Here is a 16,000-nt window from a genome sequence, read left to right as displayed (position 1 = left end):
CCCCTCGGACGCGGGCCGTGCCGCGCACGAGCAGTGCGCGATCTCGCTCCACTCGATACTCGGAGTCGCGCCGACGTCGTTAGGTGCAGCGGAGCGGCAGTACGCACGGCTTGCCGTTTCGGGCTGTATTCGATCGACCGCACGGGCTGGCGGTGCCGCGGCTTCCGACACGAGCGGGCTGGGACAGGTAGCCGGGTGCGGCCGGGGCAGACTACGCGGTGTGGCAGAAAAACACAGTGCGGGCGTCCTGCTGTTTCGCCGAAGTGCGGCCGGTGCGGTCGAAGTTTTGCTCGGGCACATGGGCGGGCCGTTCTGGGCGCGAAAAGACCTGGGCGCGTGGTCGATTCCCAAGGGCGAGTACGAGCCGGAGACGGAGGACGCGCGCGTCGCGGCGGGTCGCGAGTTCACCGAAGAGCTCGGTCTCCCGGTTCCCGATGGCGCGTGGGTACCGCTGGGCGAGGTGCGCTACGGCAGCGGCAAGGGAAAGAAGATCCTCACCGCCTGGGCTCTCGAGGGCGACGTGGACCCCGCCGACGTCGTGCCGGGAACCTTCCAGCTGGAGTGGCCGCCGCGGTCGGGCCGGTTGGTGGAGTTCCCGGAGATCGACCGCGCCGAGTGGTTCGATCCGGCAACCGCGCGGAACAAGCTGGTGGCGGGCCAGCGGCCCTATCTGGACCGGCTGACCGAGCACTTGGCGGGCTGACCGGCCGCTACGCCCAGCCTTCCCGGCGTGCGCATGCTTCAGAATCTATGCTGGTGACCGCAAACTCGCCACGCCAAAACCGGGCACGACGGTCACGGTTGTATGGCCGTACGAGCTTGTTTCCGTCAGATTCCGAGAGACGCGACCATCCAGTTCCGGGCTGCCTCGAGATCGTTGCGGGGGGTGGCCCGGGTTGCGTAAGTCGGCTTGCTGACCCATCGCCGTGATCGCCACCCGATCATGGGCCGCACTGTCCACCTTCCCATCTCGCGAAGCAGCATGTGGCCCGCACCCGTGTAGCGCGGGTTCACCCATCGCCGGGGTCGTGGTCGCGTTGCCGCCCTCCACAGGCCGGTCAGGTGATCGCGCATGGTAACCGGCCCGTCGTAGTCGGCGTACCGCCGTCCATTCGGCAATCGCATGTCATCCGCCTATTTGCAGTCGTCGGCCGAAACATCTCGCGCACCGGATACGGTCTCGATCGGGCCGTATGGCCTGCCCTGGATCGTACCCACTACCTGGGCGTACATACGCCACTTCCCCGGCACGCACGGAGCAGTTGCGGTGTAGGTCTGACGCGACCACGGCACCAGCCTGGTTCGTACGTCCTGGCCAACGGATTCCCACCGGCCCGAGTTACCGAGCCGCTGCAAGCTCAGGTAGTAGTCACGCGTGAGACCAGGGTCGCCTTCGCGGGGCATGTCGCATTTCGCCCATGCATCTGCATAAACCTCCGGCGGTACGATCGTCGGCTTTGAGAAGATGAATCCGTTGCCACACAGCTGCCTTCGCACATCGATCGCCAGCGGCCCGCTGGGACCGGCGTTCGCGATGGTGCTGCCTGCGCCGGAAATCAGCATCGCACCCAGCGCCGCAACGATAGCGCAGAGCCGAGAAATGGTGTACTGCAACGTTTCCCCATTTCAAACAGCCTGATCAGCCGGGAGCCGATCAGCACTCTCGTGACCCATCGGGCTTCATCCGGCCCGTGTCCTCGCGTTCGATCCGTTCGCGGATTCCCCTGACGGTCCGGTCCTTCGGTATCCGCTCAGGCCAGAACACCGCTGCGGCGAACACCGCCAGCGGAACCCCGATCGCGATGAACCATCCGAACGTGATCACGGCAGGTCTCGCAGCAGTCGCAGCACACGCCCGCACAGTTCGGCATCGGCAGGCTCGAACGGGCTACCCGGCGGATCTATCTCGTCAGCACCCGGAACCCGTCGCGGCAGAGTACGCAACTCCAGATACACAAAGCCGTCGTCGTAGGCGTCTTCGCAGTCGGCGACCTCCAACAGTCCGCCGTCGAACACGAACACCCTCGTGTGTCTGTCCATCGCGACCCCTCGTAGGCAGTTGGTAGGCACCCCGTGACCGGTTGGGCGTCACATGTCACGGGGGCCGACTCCGACGCTACGAAGCGGCAACCAGACCGGTCTATCAACTTGCGGATACTTGCAGAAACTACTGAATCCGTCCACATCTGCAGCAAAGCAACGGAACAATAGGCAATGTCATTGCAAGCAGGCGCAAGCCGCTAGACGGGAGAGCCGATCATGCTCTTGCATTTCCTCGGAAGCGGGGGGTCCGACAGGAACGGATGCCCCACCTTGTTCGTTACTGACCAGGGCAATTACGCGATCATCGGATGGACTACCGACCAGTCCGGCAGGGTGGAGATCCCTCACCTGCTTCTCGGCTACCTGGAGCCGGATACGTTCATCGAGGCTCGACTCGAAGACACAGGCAGGGGCACCTTCCTCGTGTCCGGTCGCCCGATCACAGACCGTGAGACGCTGGATCAGATGACCATGGAGACCTACGAAACCGCTATCGAGGTTCCGAAGGCAGAGAGGACTTACTACGGTGGAGTTTCGCGGAGTCGATGACTGGGTTCATCCGTTCCACGAGTGCCGACATTCGGCCTTCCATATGGAGGTTCGCGACTCCTACGCCGAACCTGCTGAATCGGAGGCACTGCGGCGGTTCCTGAACGGTGAACCGCCGCCGGAGTACGACAAAAGCGATTGGCTCGGACTCATCCGGGACATGACCGGCCGAGGTGTAACGGTCAGTCGCATTCGTGTGGTCACTGTGCCGCACACCGGGTATCAGCGTTGGCTGCTTTCGGTCACAGGTGAAAACGTTGAGGCCGGCGAAGACATTCGATATGTCCCGCGTCATTCGGTAGACCCCGAGATCGTACCGAGTGACGATTGGTGGTTGTTCGATGACGAATTGGTAGCCTTCAATATTGCACACCCGGACGGAAGACCGGCCGGGACCGGGACGACAACCGATCCGGGAATTGTCGAATACTGCCGAGAGGTCAGGAATAAGCTCTGGCCGTTTGCGACACCTTACCAGGATTACTACGCCAACTCAGCGAACGCTCGGTAGTGACGAATTCAGTTCAGGAGGCAAGAGAGGCTTTCGGCCTGAGACTGCGAGAACTCCGAAAGGATTCGGGAATCTCAGGCCGGGAGCTTGCCGCTCATCTCGGCGTACACGAGTCGAAGATAAGCCGAATAGAGCACGGTAAGGCCACACCTTCACCCGACGACGTGCGTGCATATTGTCGGCTTTGCAATGCCGAGGACGAGTTGCCGGAACTCCTAGCGAGTCTGCACAACATCGACGCTGCATACATGGAGTGGCGACGGGTACTCGGCGCAGGAATCAAACGTGCTCAGCAGCTCGTCATGAAAAACGAGGCCGCCGCCGAGTTCATACGAAACTACGAGCCGCAGGTAATTCCTGGGCTGCTTCAGACTGCCGAATACGCCGAAGCCAAGCTTCGAAGCGTCATCCAGTTCTACAACCTTCCAGATGACTTGGACATCGGCGTGTCGAAACGTATGGAGCGGCAGCAAATACTCTATAAGCGCGGGCACCGATTTCATTTCCTGATCAGCGAAAAATCGCTGTACGGTACGGTTGGCAATGACGCTGTCATGATCGGACAACTAGACAGGCTGCTCTCGATAATCGGAATGCCGAGAGTCACGTTGGGAATCGTCCCTCTCACCGCTGAAGTCATCGTATCGGTGGAGAACTTCATGATGTTCGACAACCGTTTGATCAAAGTCGAGGGTCATACGGCAGAACTGACTATTACCCAGCCCCGGGAGATCGCCCTCTACGGACGGGCATTCGATACCCTTGCCCGGCAGTCGGTCACTGGCGAAGCTGCGCGGAATCTGATCAGGGCAGCACTCGACAAGCGTCGCGCACGGCCGAAGGAATGATGAGCCGGGGCACTGCGCCCCGGCCTGCTGGAATTGTTACGACCTACCTACTCGATTTCGGGCTATCGCGGCACGCCCGTCCAGCTCCGGCCGGTGATGAGCTCATATGCCTCCACGTATTTCTGGCGGGTAGCCGCAACCACGTCGGCGGGGATCTCCGGGCCGGGCGGTTCCTTGTCCCAGCCGGTCGAGGTGGCCCAGTCGCGGACGAACTGCTTGTCGAACGAGCGTTGCACCCGGCCCGGTTCCCATTCGGCGGCGGGCCAGAAACGCGAGGAATCCGAGGTGAGCACCTCGTCGCCGAGGGTGAGGACGTCGCCGTCCCAGCCGAACTCGACCTTGGTGTCGGCGACGATGACGCCGCGTTCGGCGGCATGTTCCGCACCGCGGGTGTAGATGTGCAGAGTCAGCTCGCGCAGCCGGTCGGCGACCTCGCGGCCCTCCTGGTTCACCACGTCGGCGAAGGTGATCGACTCGTCGTGCCCCTCGGACGCTTTGGTGGTCGGCGTGAAGATCGGCTCGGGCAGCTTGTCGCCCTCGCGCAGCCCCGCAGGCAGCGCCACCCCGGACACCGTGCCCGTCCGCCGGTATTCCGCGAGACCGGACCCGGTCAGGTAGCCGCGGGCGATGCATTCCACCTGCACCATCTTCAGCGGCTTGACCCGGATGCCGCGGCCGGCGAACTCGGCGGGCACGTCGGTGGCGGAGACCACGTGGTTGGGCACGTCGGTGAAGTACTCGAACCACCAGTTCGACAGCTGCGTCAGCAACGCGCCCTTGTCCGGGATCGGCGTCGGAAGCACCACGTCGTACACCGACACCCGATCGGAGGCGACCAGCACCAGCGTGTCGCCGTCCTCGTACAGGTCACGCACCTTCCCGGCGTGCACATGCTTCAACGTCGAGCCTCCGAATCCGTGATGGTGAACCTGCCCTGCACCAGGCACAATACCGCCGGCCCTGGAGCAGGCCCGGCACGCCGTCCGCGTCCGCCGACCGTGACGCCCCGGCTCGCCCGGGTCGGTCCGGAAAGTCCCGCGCGGCACACCGCTGCGAGGTGGCATTGTTGGTGGCGCACGTGCCAGTTCTTCGACTACGAAGGAGCCTTATGTCCGCACCCAACCTCACTCGTGAACAGGCGATCGAACGAGCCTCGACGGTGTCGGTCGAGAACTATCGCATCGAGCTGGACCTGACCGATGGGACGGGCAAACCTGGCGAGCAGACCTTCTTCTCCCGCAGCACCGTCACGTTCACCGCGACGCCGGGCGCGAGCACGTTCGTCGATATCGTCGCGCGCGGTGTGCGCTCGGCGGTGCTCAACGGCGCCGCACTGGACGTCTCCGGCTATGACGAGTCGATCGGGATCGCGCTGAACGATCTGGCTGAGCGCAACGAGCTGGTGGTGGAGGCCGACTGCGAATATTCGAACACCGGCGAGGGCCTGCACCGGTTCGTCGACCCCACCGACGACGCCGTATACCTGTACTCGCAGTTCGAAACCGCCGATGCCAAGCGGATGTTCGCCTGCTTCGACCAGCCCGATCTGAAGGCCAGCTTCGACCTCGCCGTCACCGCGCCCGCGGACTGGCAGGTCGTGTCCAACAGCGCGGTCGTGGAAACGCTCGCGGCGGACCCGGGCAAGCACGTCTTCCGCACCACCCCGAGGATGAGCACCTACCTCGTCGCGCTCATCGCCGGCCCGTACGCGCGGTGGACCGACGTCTACACCGACGAGCACGGCAGCATCCCGCTCGGTCTCTACTGCCGCGCCTCGCTGGCCGAGTACATGGACGCCGAGCGGCTGTTCACCGAGACCAAACAGGGCTTCGGCTTCTATCACGGCAATTTCGGCGTCCCCTACGCGTTCGGCAAGTACGACCAGCTGTTCGTGCCGGAGTTCAACGCCGGCGCCATGGAGAACGCGGGCGCGGTGACCTTCCTGGAAGACTACGTCTTCCGCTCCAAGGTGACCCGCGCGTCCTACGAGCGTCGCGCGGAGACCGTGCTGCACGAGATGGCGCACATGTGGTTCGGCGACCTGGTCACCATGAAGTGGTGGGACGACCTGTGGCTGAACGAGTCCTTCGCCACCTTCGCCTCGGTGCTGTGCCAGTCCGAGGCCACCGAGTACGCCAACGCGTGGACTACCTTCGCGAACGTCGAGAAGTCCTGGGCCTACCGGCAGGACCAGCTGCCCTCCACCCACCCCATCGCCGCGGACATCCCGGATCTCGCTGCCGTCGAGGTGAACTTCGACGGCATCACCTACGCCAAAGGCGCCAGTGTCCTGAAGCAGCTGGTCGCTTATGTGGGTTTGGAGCCGTTCCTGGCGGGACTGCGCGCGTACTTCGCCGAGCACGCCTACGGCAACGCCACGTTCGACGATCTGCTGGCGGCGCTGGAGAAGTCGTCCGGGCGGGATCTGTCCACCTGGGGCGCGCAGTGGCTGAAGACCACGGGCCTGAACATCCTGCGCCCCGACTTCGAGGTGGACGCCGAGGGCAGGTTCAGCTCGTTCGCCGTGGTCCAGGAGGGCGCCCAGCCGGGCGCGGGCGAGCGGCGCGTGCACCGGCTGGCCATCGGCGTCTACGACGATCAGGACGGAAAGCTGGTGCGCACCAAGCGCGTCGAGCTCGACCTCGACGCCGCCGAGCGCACCGAGGTCCCCGAGCTGGTCGGCGTGCCGCGCGGCCAGTTCGTGCTGGTCAACGACGACGATCTCACCTACTGCTCGATCCGGCTGGACGCCGGCTCGCTCGACGTGCTGGTCAACCGCATCGCCGACATCGCCGAGCCGCTGCCGCGCACACTGGCCTGGTCGGCGGCCTGGGAGATGACTCGCCAAGCCGAGTTCCGCGCCCGCGATTTCGTCGCGCTGGTCCAGCGCGGAGTCGGCGCCGAGACCGAAATCGGTGTGGTGCAACGACTTCTGATGCAGGCCAACCTCACGCTCGGCAGCTACGCCGACCCGGCCTGGGCCGATGCCACCGGCTGGCCGGACTACGCGAACCGGCTCCTGGAGCTGGCTCGCGAAGCCGAATCGGGCTCGGATCATCAGCTGGCCTTCGTCAACGCGCTGACCGGCGCGAAGCTGTCGGATTGGCACACCGAGGTGTTGCGCGAGCTGCTCGACGGCGACCCGGCGAAGGTCGGACTGGCCGGACTCGTGGTCGACACCGACCTGCGCTGGCGGCTCGTGTCCGCGCTCGCGGCCGCGGGCGAGATCGATGCCGATGGGCTGGAAACACCCGTCATCGACCAGGAGCTGGCGGGCGACCCCACCGCGGCGGGCAAGCGCCAAGCGGCCGCGGCCGCGACGGCCCGGCCGATCGCCGAGGTGAAGGAACAGGCGTGGACCACCGTGATGCGCGACGATTCGGTGCCCAACGTCACCGCCCGCTCGATCGTCGGCGGATTCGCGCCGGCCGGACAGGGTGACCTGCTCACCCCCTACGTGGAGCGGTACTTCGCGGAGATCCCCAGCGTCTGGGAGCGCCGCTCCAGCGAGGTCGCCCAGACCGTTGTGGTCGGCCTCTACCCGCACTGGGCGATCAGCGAGGACGCGGTGTCCGTCGCCGACAAGTTCCTCGCCGGTGACCACCCACCCGCCCTGCGCCGCCTGGTCAGCGAGGGCAAGGCAGGCATCGAACGGTCCCTGCGCGCCCGCGCCTTCGACGCTCGGGACTGAACCGGCGCCCTCCGTCATCCCGGCGCCCTCCGTCATCCCGGCGGACGCCGGGAGCCGACGGACGGCCGATCGATCCTCCGGCTCGACGAGTCGGACAGCCGAAGCAGGGCATGCTCATTCATCATGGTGAGCATGCCCTGCCGGCACTGTGCACCCGGTGCGGTTCCGACCCGGCGCGATGTCAGTCCGGCCCGAGCTGCGCCGGGTCAGCCGAGTTCGCGGGCGAGGAAGCCGCGGATCAGTGCGGCGATCTCGGTGCCGTGCGTTTCCAGCGCGAAGTGGCCCGTATCCAGCAGGTGCAATTCGGCGTCCGGCAGATCACGCAGGTAGGCGCGGGCGCCGTCGGCGCCGAAGATCTCGTCGTGCTCACCCCAGGTGATCAGGACCGGGGGCCGGTGCTCGGCGAAGTACTTCTGGAATTCCGGGTAGCGGTCGAGGTTCAGCTTGTAGTCGGCGAAGAGCTGGAGCTGAATCTCCTTGTTGCCCGGCCGATCGAGGTAGTGCTGATCCAAGGTCCAGGTGTCGGGGCTGACCTGCGCCAGCCGGTCGGCCGGAACGCCGTGCGTGTACTGCCATTTCGTGGCGTCGAGTTCGAGCAGCTTGCGCACCTCGGGCTCGTGTGCCGCACGGTCGTTGGCGTGTGCGAACAGCACCTCCCAGAACGGGGTGAAGCCCTCCAGGTAGGCGTTGCCACTCTGGGTGATGATCGCGGTGACGCGGTCCGGATTCCGGGAGGCGATGCGCAGCCCGATCGGCGCACCGTAATCCTGAATGTAGAGCGCGAACCGCTGAATGCCCAAGGTATCCAACAGTTCCGATGTGATCTCGGTGAGCTTCTCGAAGCTGTAGTCGAAGGCGAGCACGGACGGCATGGCCGACTGCCCGAAACCGATATGGTCCGGTGCGATCAGATGATAGTCCGCGGCCAGTTCCGGCAGCAGATTGCGGAACATCGCCGAACTGGTCGGAAAGCCGTGCAGCAGGACGAGTGTCGGCTTGCTCGGATCTCCCGCCTCGCGGTAGAAGACCGGCAGGCCCTGGATCTCGACGGTGTTGTGACGTACGGCGTTCATGGTGATTCTCCTTGTTGTGTTGATGGGACACTTGCGTTCGGTCGCAGGTCGGCGATGACCTCGACGAGGTGGTGTGGCAGAAGCACGGATCAGACCGGTGCCGGGGCCCGAATCAGGCCGTGCTGGTGACGAGTTCGGTTCGGGGTTTGCGCACTGGGCCGACCAGTAGCGCCGCGGCGATACTGAAGGCCATGCCGAGTGCGAAATAGCCTCGATAGCTGTCGGTTCGGGCGTGAATCGCACCGGCGACCGCCAAGCCGGCGGCCGCGGCGAGCTGATGGATCACCCACGCCGGTGCCAAGGTCCGGCCCATCCGGGCGGGGTCGAGGCCGCGGGAGATGATCGCCATGGTCAACGGAATGACCGGAAACGAGGCCGCGCCGAACACGACCGCAACCGCGATGGTTACGCTGGGCCCGGGAAGGCACACGGCAAGGGCGAGCGCGACTGTCCGCATCCCATACAGGATCTGCACCAAGGCCTCGGGTCGATACCAGCGCTGCAGTCGCGCCATGACCGCCGACATCAGTCCCGCCGCCACTGCCGCGACGGCCACCAGGCGACCGGCCTCGACGATCGACCAGCCGGTCTCGACCGCATGTTCGGGCAGCAACAGGACAACCACGTAGAGGGTCGCCGAATGCAAACCGAAGGAGATCAGCACTCGCCCTCGACCGGCCAATGACTCGGCTCGGCGGGCGACGCCGACGACATGATCGGCGGGCAGCACCCACCACAGCACACCGGTGACCACCAAGCCCGCGCCGCCGAGCAGTGCAAAGGTGACCCGAACTCCGACCGGCTCGAACAGCGCCGTGGCAACCCATGGCGTGATCAGCTGCCCCAGATTGATTCCCACCGCGGCCCTTGTGAGCGCCGGACCGACCTGATTTCCGAGCGCCCGCCCGATCAGCGTGGTGACCGCGAGCGTGGACGACGACGCGAACCCGATCCCACCGAGAAGGATGTAGACGGTGACGAATTCCCAGGTCGTGCGGACCGCCGCGAGCACAAGATAGCTCGCCGAGAGCAACGTCAGACCTCCGGTCAGCACTCGCTTCGCCCCGGCCCGGTCCAGCAGGCCGCCGACGAACGGCTGCGCCAGCCCCGTCGCCATGGTGGCGAGAGCTGCGGCGACGGCCAATGCCGTCGCATTCACCCCGTACGAGGCGGCCGCGGGCACGAAGAACACGCCCATGGAGAAGTTCAGCCCGAACGACACCGTCATAGCCGCCAGGCCGGCCCAGGCAATCCGTTCACGCCGCATGCCAACCACATCCTCTAACCGCTCAAATATATTTCAGTGGTTAAGAGTGGCTCCGCTAGATCTAACCTGTCAATGTGAGATAGATGGTTAAAATCCGGGAATATCGTCAGCGCCGCCCGGCAACATCACCACGCGGAATCGCCGCCCGAAAAACGACGGCGCGCCCACCCGAAAACGGGTGAGCGCGCCGGAATGCGCTGTACCGGATGAATCAGCGACCGATGGCCGCTGCCATCACGCGGACCGCCGAGACCAGGCCGTCGATCAGCTGGCCCTGCCGGAACGAACTCAGCGCCGCGGTGACGCCGAGCTGGCAGACGCGATCGTTCGCGCGGTCGGCGACATCGCGGCCCGCGCGCACCTCGATCGCCTTGTCGTTGGGCGAGACCGCGATGAGCACCGAGCGCGCCGCCTCCGGTGTGTCGGGGAAGATCGCGTCCGCGCCCGCGGCCGGGTCCTGGCCCAGATCGCCGATGTAGACGTTGAAGCGCACCTTGGTCGCGCGGGTCGCCTCGGTGAGCACGTTGTCCATCGTGAGCCGCTCGTGATCGTTGAACGGCGCCTCCTTGAACACGTCACCCGCCTCGTGCACGCCGGAGACGCGCCCGCTACTGGTGAGCGCGTATCCGTGCGGAAGATCGGCTTCGACCACCGCGGGCCACTTAGAACCTGCCACTTGCCCGTCCTCCGATCAGCTCCACCTCGGTGGCCTCGATGGCCGCATGGTGTCCATGCGAGGTCTCTGCGATGTGGTGACCCGGGACGGTCACCTCGTCGGTAGCACTCCACAGCACCGGCGACTGGGTCCACTTCTGGCCGAGGGCGAAGTGGACCGGCTTCTCGCCAGGCAGTGGCTTACCGAGAAACGACAACCCGGCTATGACGCCGTAGATCACCAGCGGAATGCCGGCGAAGATCAGCACTGTCTCGAGAATGCTCACGGGTCAAAGGTAGACGATCGTGTGTAGTAGTTCTTCGTCCGGTCGAGCCGTTCGCCTGTCCGCGTCCCTGCCGCCCTGCCGCGACCTGGGCTTTTTGGTCGTTCTCAGACCAACCAGGCCGTCGCGTTCGGCGGCAGCTGTCCGCCGTCGGACGGGGCGCTGGCCAGCAGCACATCCCCGGGCGGCAGCTGGATCGGCGCGTTCGAGGCGTTGAGCACGCAGACCAGTCCACCGGGCCGCCGGAACGCCAGACAGCCCGGCGGGCTGCCGTACCACTCGATCCGGTCCCCGGCGAACTCTGGCCGCAGCCGGCGCAGTTCGATCGCCATGCGGTACAGCGACAGGGTGGAGCCGAGCTCTTCCAGCTGCGCTTCTACCGTCAGCCCCGCCCACTCTGAGGGAATCGGCAGCCAGGGCGTGCCGGTGGTGAACCCGAACGGCGGCGCGGCGCCCTCCCACGGCAGCGGCACCCGGCAGCCGTCGCGGCCACGCTGGGTATGCCCGGAGCGCTCCCATACCGGATCTTGCAACACCTCGTCCGGCAGGTCGTCCACGTTGGGCAGTCCCAGCTCGGCGCCGTTGTAGATGAACACCGAGCCCGGCAGCGCGAGCTCCAGCAGGATCATCGCCCGCGCCCGCGCGACGCCGACCGCGCCGCCGCCGTACCGGGTTACCTCGCGCTCGATGTCGTGGTTGGACAGCGTCCAAGTGGGCACGGCGAAGACCGGCCCGACGGCGGCGAGCGAGTTGTCGATGGCGTCGCGCACCGCCTCGGCGCCGAACGCGGACTCGGCGAGACGGAAATTGAACGCCAAGTGCAGTTCGTCGGAGCGCACGTACTCGCCGAAGCGGATGTTGTCGTTCACCCACACCTCGCCGATGGTCACCGCGTCCGGATACTCGTCGACTACCTTGCGGATCCGGCGGTGGATCTCGTGGACCGCGGGGTTGTTGAAGCGCGGGTCGGTGTCGTCGTGTGCGAGCAGGGCCGAGACGGCGAGCTCGGGCATGTCGGGCAGGCCGTCGGGTTTGGCCATGCCGTGCGCCACATCGAGCCGGAACCCGTCCACGCCACGGTCGAGCCAGAACCGCAGGGTCTGCTCGAAATCGGCGGCGACCTCGGGATCGGCCCAGTTCAAGTCCGGTTGCTCGCGGGCGAAGATATGCAGGTACCACTGGCCCGGCGTGCCGTCGGGCTCGGTGACCCTGGTCCAGGCGGGTCCGCCGAAGATGCTCGGCCAGTTGTTCGGCGGCTCGGCGCCGCCGGGTCCGCGGCCGTCGCGGAAGATGTACCGCTCGCGTTCCCGGCTACCGGGGCCCGCCGCCAGCGCCGCGCCGAACCACGGGTGCTGATCACTGGTGTGGTTCGGCACCAGGTCCATGGTCACCTTGATCCGGCGGGCATGCGCCTCGGCGATCAGCGCGTCCATCGCGGCGAGACCGCCGAAGAGCTGGTCGATGTCGCGCGGATCGGCGACGTCGTAGCCGCCGTCGGCCATCGGGGAACGCATCACCGGACAGACCCACAGCGCGTCGACGCCGAGCAGTTCGAGGTAACCGAGTTTGTCCCGGACTCCGCCGAGATCACCGATCCCGTCGCCGCTCGAATCCGCGAAGGATCTCGGATATACCTGGTAGAACACGGCCGACCGCCACCACGGCTGGGTGGCGCGATCCACCGGGGCAGTCACGGCTGGTGCATCACTCACATCCGCCATAGTGCCAAAGCCGAATTCGCCCCCACCGCAATGCGGTCGACACACACCTCTCCCGGCGCGCGCGGACGCGTTGTCAGAAGGGGGCGTTCACCAACGAGTTGGCGGCCATTTCCAGGTAGTCCAGCAGCGCCTTGCGGTGCTCGTCGTCGAGGATTTCGGGCTCGATCTCCGCGACCGCGATACGCATGCAGCGCAACCAGGCGTCGCGCTCGATCGGTCCGATGGTGAACGGCATGTGCCGCATGCGCAGGCGCGGATGGCCGCGCTCGTCGGAGTAGGTGCGCGGGCCGCCCCAGTACTGCTCGAGGAACATCCGCAGCCGGCGCTCGGCCGGACCGAGGTCTTCCTCCGGATAGAGCGGACGCAGCACCTCATCGGCCGCGACCTCGCGATAGAACGTCGCGACGATCCGCCGGAACGTCTCCGCCCCGCCGACCGTCTCGTAGAACGACGTCGCTGTCTGCTCGCCCGAAGTCATAGACCCTCTCGATTCACCGGATGCGCCGCTGTCCATTGTGCCCGCACCGGCGCGCGGCTGCCCTCCCGCGGCCGCTCAGCGCCGGGAAACGTCGCGGGTGAGCTGCTCTTCAGCCACAGTTAACCGGACATTGTTGGAAATCACCGTGCAATGCGCGACGTTCCATGGTCAACTGGGTGACAGTCTCTGCTCCGCAGATACCACATGATCCTGCCAATCATGAAATCGAGGTCGAGATGAAGCAGCGACACAGTGCGCGGTCACACGAGGTGCGAGCGCACCGACAACTCCAGCCCGCCGACGTCCACAATCGTGGGTCGGGGGCTACTCCGCTGCACATCTTGTCCGAACACCACCCGGGCGGACATCGTGGCCATCACGACCACGGCCCCCGCCCCACCGCACCGCCCGCCGAGGGCACGAACTGGCTCAAGACCAGGGTGCTGCTTCTGAACGCCACCTACGAGCCGCTCACCGCTTTGTCCGCGCGCCGCGCGATCGTCCTCCTCATCTGCGACAAGGCCGACGCCGTTCACCACAACGACGAGGGACCTGTGGTGCACTCCGCCGAGACGTCGGTCGCCATTCCGTCGGTTATCCGCCTGCGCAGCTACGTCCACGTGCCCTACCGCGCCCGGGTGCCGATGACCCGCGCAGCCCTCATGCACCGGGACCGCTATCGGTGCGGCTACTGCGGCGGCAAGGCCGAGACCATCGATCACGTCATCCCGCGCAGCCGCGGCGGGGAACACTCCTGGGAGAACTGCGTCGCCAGCTGCGCGCCGTGCAACCATCGCAAGGCCGACAAGCTGCTCAGCGAACTGGGCTGGACCCTGCGCTCCCCGCTGGTCTCGCCGAAAGGCCCGCACTGGCGCCTGCTGTCGACCACCGCCGAACTCGACCCGGTGTGGTTGCAGTACCTCGGCGAAGGCGCGGCCTGAGCCCTCAGGTGTATTCGATCACCAGCGTCGCCCAGGTCGGCGACGCCAGGGCTTCGAACACATGCGGTTGATCGCCTGGGTAGGCGATATAGTCGCCGGGATGTAGCTCGACCGGCGCGTCTACCGGGCCGACCAGCGCGCGTCCCTCGGCGAGTAGCACGTGCTCGACGACGCCCGGGATGTGCGGGTCCGATCTGCGCGCATGCCCGGGTTCCGCGGTGATGCGGAACAGATCGCGGCGCGAGTTGGCCGGACCGGCGGCCAGCAACGTGGCTCGATACTCCGATTGCTCGGCGGCCACCACCGGGCCCTCCCCCGCCCGGATCACGTGCACGTTCGGGCGCGGCGGGTCGAGCAACCGGGAGAACGGCATGTCCAGCGCGACGCACAGCGCCCACAATGTCTCCAGGCTCGGGTTCCCGGTTCCCGATTCCAGTTGCGACAACGTGGATTTCGCGATGCCTGCACGATGGGCGACCTCGCTCAGCGACAACCCGGCCCTGGTGCGCTCGCGGCGCAGCGCGGCGGCGATCACCGCCTGGGGTGTCGTCGTCGCGTCCTGCTGCGTCATGCCAACAGAAAACCATATTGACGAACCGGCCTGCCATGTTCACCATAGGAAACATGCGTTCGATATGGCGAACACTGGGCCGAGATGGGCTGCTGGGCATCGCGGCCGTCTGCGCCGCCGTCGGCGTGATCGGGATCTCCTACGGGGCAACCGCGGTCGGTGCGGGCTTCCCGATCTGGCTGCCCGTCCTCCTCGGCTGCGTGGTGCTCGCCGGAAGCTCGGAGTTCCTTTTCCTCGGCATCGTGGCCACCGGCGGTAGCCCGCTCGCGGCCGTGCTCGCCGGGCTGCTGGTGAATGCCAGGCACCTGCCCTATGGACTGTCGGTTCCCGACGTGGTCGGCACCGGCTGGCGGCGGCCGCTCGGGGTGCATCTGATGAACGACGAGTCCGTGGCGCTGGCCATCGCGCAGCCCGACGCGCGGCGCAAGCGGACGGCCTACTGGGTCACCGGCGCCGGGGTGCTGCTCGCGTGGCCCGGCGGCGCGGCGATCGGAGCGTTGATCGGGTCAGTGGTCCCCGACACCTCGGCCCTCGGATTGGACGCGGTGTTTCCCGCGGTGCTGCTCGCGCTGGTGTTGCCCGCCCTCCGCGATCGAGCCACGCTCGGCGCGGTGGTCGCCGGCACCGCGGTCGCGCTGGCCAGCGCACCGTTCCTGCCCACCGGACTGCCTGTGCTGCTTGCCCTTTCGGGGGTGCTCGTCGCGGCGCGCGAACGACCGGCTCCAGCCGTCACACCGGAGGCGCGATGATGCTGGCCGCCGGAATATTCGCCCTCGCCGCGGGCACCTACGCCTTCCGCTGGGCCGGTCCGGCACTGCGCGAACGGGTCCGCATTCCGGCACGAACGGTGCGCCTGCTGGAGATCGGCGCGGTCGTCCTGCTCACCGCGCTGGTCGCCGTCACCACCCTGCCGCTCGGCTCGAGCGATCTCGGATTCGCCATGCCCGCAGGCGTTCTCGTCGGCGGAGCACTCGCCTGGAAGCAGCAACCCATCCTGGTCGTGATCCTGGCCGCCGCCTCGACCACCGCGCTGTTGCGATTGGTCGGCGTCTCCTGACCTGCCCGAAAGCCGTTCTCGGCCAGCGTTCTTCACCACTAATGCAGGGCGGCGCCGTCCCCTCCTGCTGACGGCGCCGCCCATCCTATCGATCGTTCCCGGGTGGCCTTCTGCTACTACGGAACTCGCCGCAGCACCCGGCACACACTCGGCCGCCCACAAGGCCCTCGCGCGCACTGCGGCGACAACGCGGCCGCCCGGCAGCAATGCACAGCGACAGCTTCAACGCGGCACCGGTGGCATCGGCGAAGTGCCCCGCATATGCCCAACCTCGACTTTCGAGCGAAGGGAGACGCCAACACCGTTCGTGGC

General features: G+C 66.5%; 18 protein-coding genes and 1 pseudogene. 9 read left to right on the top strand and 10 right to left on the bottom strand.

Annotated features, from left to right (window positions below; all coding sequences use genetic code 11):
* Positions 1-220: 220 nt before the first annotated feature.
* Entirely contained in the window at positions 221-703 is a 483-nt protein-coding gene (locus tag IU459_RS27435) for an NUDIX domain-containing protein (protein ID WP_195132467.1), read from the top strand.
* A gap of 431 nt (positions 704-1,134) precedes the next feature.
* Here the strand turns inward: IU459_RS27435 and IU459_RS27430 are convergent, their stop codons facing one another.
* Positions 1,135-1,614 carry a hypothetical protein gene (locus tag IU459_RS27430; RefSeq protein WP_195132466.1) on the bottom strand — a complete coding sequence of 160 codons (480 nt, stop codon included), beginning with the start codon at positions 1,612-1,614 and terminating at the stop codon, positions 1,135-1,137.
* Positions 1,615-1,821: 207 nt separating this feature from the next.
* Positions 1,822-2,040, bottom strand: a complete 219-nt coding sequence (locus IU459_RS27425; RefSeq protein ID WP_195132465.1) for a hypothetical protein — start codon at positions 2,038-2,040, stop codon at positions 1,822-1,824.
* Positions 2,041-2,259: 219 nt separating this feature from the next.
* Here IU459_RS27425 and IU459_RS27420 point away from each other — a divergent pair, with 219 nt between their 5' ends.
* The 4 genes and pseudogenes from IU459_RS27420 to IU459_RS27410 all read left to right on the top strand — a co-directional run bounded on the left by IU459_RS27420 (position 2,260) and on the right by IU459_RS27410 (position 3,951).
* Positions 2,260-2,592, top strand: coding sequence for a hypothetical protein (locus tag IU459_RS27420; protein WP_195132464.1), 333 nt, complete (start codon positions 2,260-2,262; stop codon positions 2,590-2,592).
* Positions 2,570-3,103, top strand: a complete 534-nt coding sequence (locus tag IU459_RS27415) for a DUF6879 family protein (RefSeq protein WP_195132463.1) — start codon at positions 2,570-2,572, stop codon at positions 3,101-3,103. Before IU459_RS27420 ends, IU459_RS27415 begins: the two co-directional genes overlap by 23 nt.
* A pseudogene (locus IU459_RS38755) lies at positions 3,103-3,297 on the top strand (helix-turn-helix domain-containing protein); the annotation flags it as partial. The gene IU459_RS27415 and the pseudogene IU459_RS38755, both read left to right, overlap by 1 nt.
* Before the next feature lie 54 nt (positions 3,298-3,351).
* Complete coding sequence (locus tag IU459_RS27410) at positions 3,352-3,951, top strand: DUF5753 domain-containing protein (protein ID WP_228838606.1); 600 nt, start codon at positions 3,352-3,354, stop codon at positions 3,949-3,951.
* Positions 3,952-4,013: 62 nt separating this feature from the next.
* Here IU459_RS27410 and IU459_RS27405 read toward each other — a convergent pair whose 3' ends face one another.
* Positions 4,014-4,850: a phosphoribosylaminoimidazolesuccinocarboxamide synthase gene (locus IU459_RS27405; protein WP_195132461.1), complete on the bottom strand. Its 837-nt coding sequence runs from the start codon at positions 4,848-4,850 to the stop codon at positions 4,014-4,016.
* Positions 4,851-5,059: 209 nt separating this feature from the next.
* Here IU459_RS27405 and pepN point away from each other — a divergent pair, with 209 nt between their 5' ends.
* Positions 5,060-7,642 carry an aminopeptidase N gene (gene pepN, locus IU459_RS27400; protein WP_195132460.1) on the top strand — a complete coding sequence of 861 codons (2,583 nt, stop codon included), beginning with the start codon at positions 5,060-5,062 and terminating at the stop codon, positions 7,640-7,642.
* Between the two features lie 206 nt (positions 7,643-7,848).
* Here the strand turns inward: pepN and IU459_RS27395 are convergent, their stop codons facing one another.
* The 6 genes from IU459_RS27395 to IU459_RS27370 form a co-directional block, all read right to left on the bottom strand.
* On the bottom strand, positions 7,849-8,715 hold the full coding sequence (locus IU459_RS27395) for an alpha/beta fold hydrolase (protein WP_195132459.1): 867 nt from the start codon (positions 8,713-8,715) through the stop codon (positions 7,849-7,851).
* A gap of 112 nt (positions 8,716-8,827) precedes the next feature.
* On the bottom strand, positions 8,828-9,982 hold the full coding sequence (locus IU459_RS27390; protein ID WP_195132458.1) for an MFS transporter: 1,155 nt from the start codon (positions 9,980-9,982) through the stop codon (positions 8,828-8,830).
* A 211-nt stretch (positions 9,983-10,193) separates the two neighbouring features.
* The gene (locus IU459_RS27385; RefSeq protein ID WP_324199049.1) at positions 10,194-10,658 is read right to left on the bottom strand and encodes a DUF5130 domain-containing protein; all 465 of its coding nucleotides are present in this window, start codon (positions 10,656-10,658) and stop codon (positions 10,194-10,196) included.
* The gene (gene ctaJ / locus IU459_RS27380) at positions 10,645-10,923 is read right to left on the bottom strand and encodes an aa3-type cytochrome oxidase subunit CtaJ (protein WP_195132457.1); all 279 of its coding nucleotides are present in this window, start codon (positions 10,921-10,923) and stop codon (positions 10,645-10,647) included. The genes IU459_RS27385 and ctaJ overlap by 14 nt, the downstream gene beginning before the upstream one ends.
* Positions 10,924-11,027: 104 nt before the next feature.
* Positions 11,028-12,632 (bottom strand): glycoside hydrolase family 13 protein, encoded by a 1,605-nt coding sequence (locus tag IU459_RS27375; RefSeq protein ID WP_440446533.1) that lies wholly within the window; start codon positions 12,630-12,632, stop codon positions 11,028-11,030.
* Positions 12,633-12,714: 82 nt separating this feature from the next.
* A complete protein-coding gene (locus IU459_RS27370; protein ID WP_067468486.1) occupies positions 12,715-13,119 on the bottom strand; it encodes a globin in 405 nt (134 codons plus the stop codon).
* A gap of 236 nt (positions 13,120-13,355) precedes the next feature.
* Here IU459_RS27370 and IU459_RS27365 point away from each other — a divergent pair, with 236 nt between their 5' ends.
* A complete protein-coding gene (locus IU459_RS27365; protein WP_195132455.1) occupies positions 13,356-14,060 on the top strand; it encodes an HNH endonuclease in 705 nt (234 codons plus the stop codon).
* Between the two features lie 4 nt (positions 14,061-14,064).
* On the opposite strand, the gene IU459_RS27360 is transcribed toward IU459_RS27365, so the two are convergent.
* Entirely contained in the window at positions 14,065-14,631 is a 567-nt protein-coding gene (locus IU459_RS27360; RefSeq protein WP_195132454.1) for a helix-turn-helix domain-containing protein, read from the bottom strand.
* A 53-nt stretch (positions 14,632-14,684) separates the two neighbouring features.
* Between IU459_RS27360 and IU459_RS27355 the strand changes: the two genes are divergently transcribed.
* A complete protein-coding gene (locus IU459_RS27355) occupies positions 14,685-15,380 on the top strand; it encodes an AzlC family ABC transporter permease (RefSeq protein WP_195132453.1) in 696 nt (231 codons plus the stop codon).
* The gene (locus IU459_RS27350) at positions 15,377-15,688 is read left to right on the top strand and encodes an AzlD domain-containing protein (protein ID WP_195132452.1); all 312 of its coding nucleotides are present in this window, start codon (positions 15,377-15,379) and stop codon (positions 15,686-15,688) included. Before IU459_RS27355 ends, IU459_RS27350 begins: the two co-directional genes overlap by 4 nt.
* The last annotated feature ends 312 nt before the right edge of the window (positions 15,689-16,000 follow it).

The sequence above is a fragment of the Nocardia amamiensis genome (assembly GCF_015477605.1).
In the GTDB taxonomy this organism is placed as follows: Bacteria; Actinomycetota; Actinomycetes; order Mycobacteriales; family Mycobacteriaceae; genus Nocardia; species Nocardia amamiensis_A.
This window is presented reverse-complemented; position numbering and strand designations above follow the sequence as displayed.

What these genes read in the sequence shown, in the direction of transcription:
- IU459_RS27425 (WP_195132465.1), bottom strand. Translation starts at nt 2,040, where the DNA reads ATGGACAGACACACGAGGGTGTTCGTGTTCGACGGCGGACTGTTGGAG.
- pepN (WP_195132460.1), top strand. Translation starts at nt 5,060, where the DNA reads ATGTCCGCACCCAACCTCACTCGTGAACAGGCGATCGAACGAGCCTCG.
- IU459_RS27420 (WP_195132464.1), top strand. Translation starts at nt 2,260, where the DNA reads ATGCTCTTGCATTTCCTCGGAAGCGGGGGGTCCGACAGGAACGGATGC.
- IU459_RS27350 (WP_195132452.1), top strand. Translation starts at nt 15,377, where the DNA reads ATGATGCTGGCCGCCGGAATATTCGCCCTCGCCGCGGGCACCTACGCC.
- IU459_RS27370 (WP_067468486.1), bottom strand. Translation starts at nt 13,119, where the DNA reads ATGACTTCGGGCGAGCAGACAGCGACGTCGTTCTACGAGACGGTCGGC.
- IU459_RS27365 (WP_195132455.1), top strand. Translation starts at nt 13,356, where the DNA reads ATGAAGCAGCGACACAGTGCGCGGTCACACGAGGTGCGAGCGCACCGA.
- IU459_RS27390 (WP_195132458.1), bottom strand. Translation starts at nt 9,982, where the DNA reads ATGCGGCGTGAACGGATTGCCTGGGCCGGCCTGGCGGCTATGACGGTG.
- IU459_RS27355 (WP_195132453.1), top strand. Translation starts at nt 14,685, where the DNA reads ATGCGTTCGATATGGCGAACACTGGGCCGAGATGGGCTGCTGGGCATC.
- IU459_RS27360 (WP_195132454.1), bottom strand. Translation starts at nt 14,631, where the DNA reads ATGACGCAGCAGGACGCGACGACGACACCCCAGGCGGTGATCGCCGCC.
- IU459_RS27410 (WP_228838606.1), top strand. Translation starts at nt 3,352, where the DNA reads ATGGAGTGGCGACGGGTACTCGGCGCAGGAATCAAACGTGCTCAGCAG.
- IU459_RS27395 (WP_195132459.1), bottom strand. Translation starts at nt 8,715, where the DNA reads ATGAACGCCGTACGTCACAACACCGTCGAGATCCAGGGCCTGCCGGTC.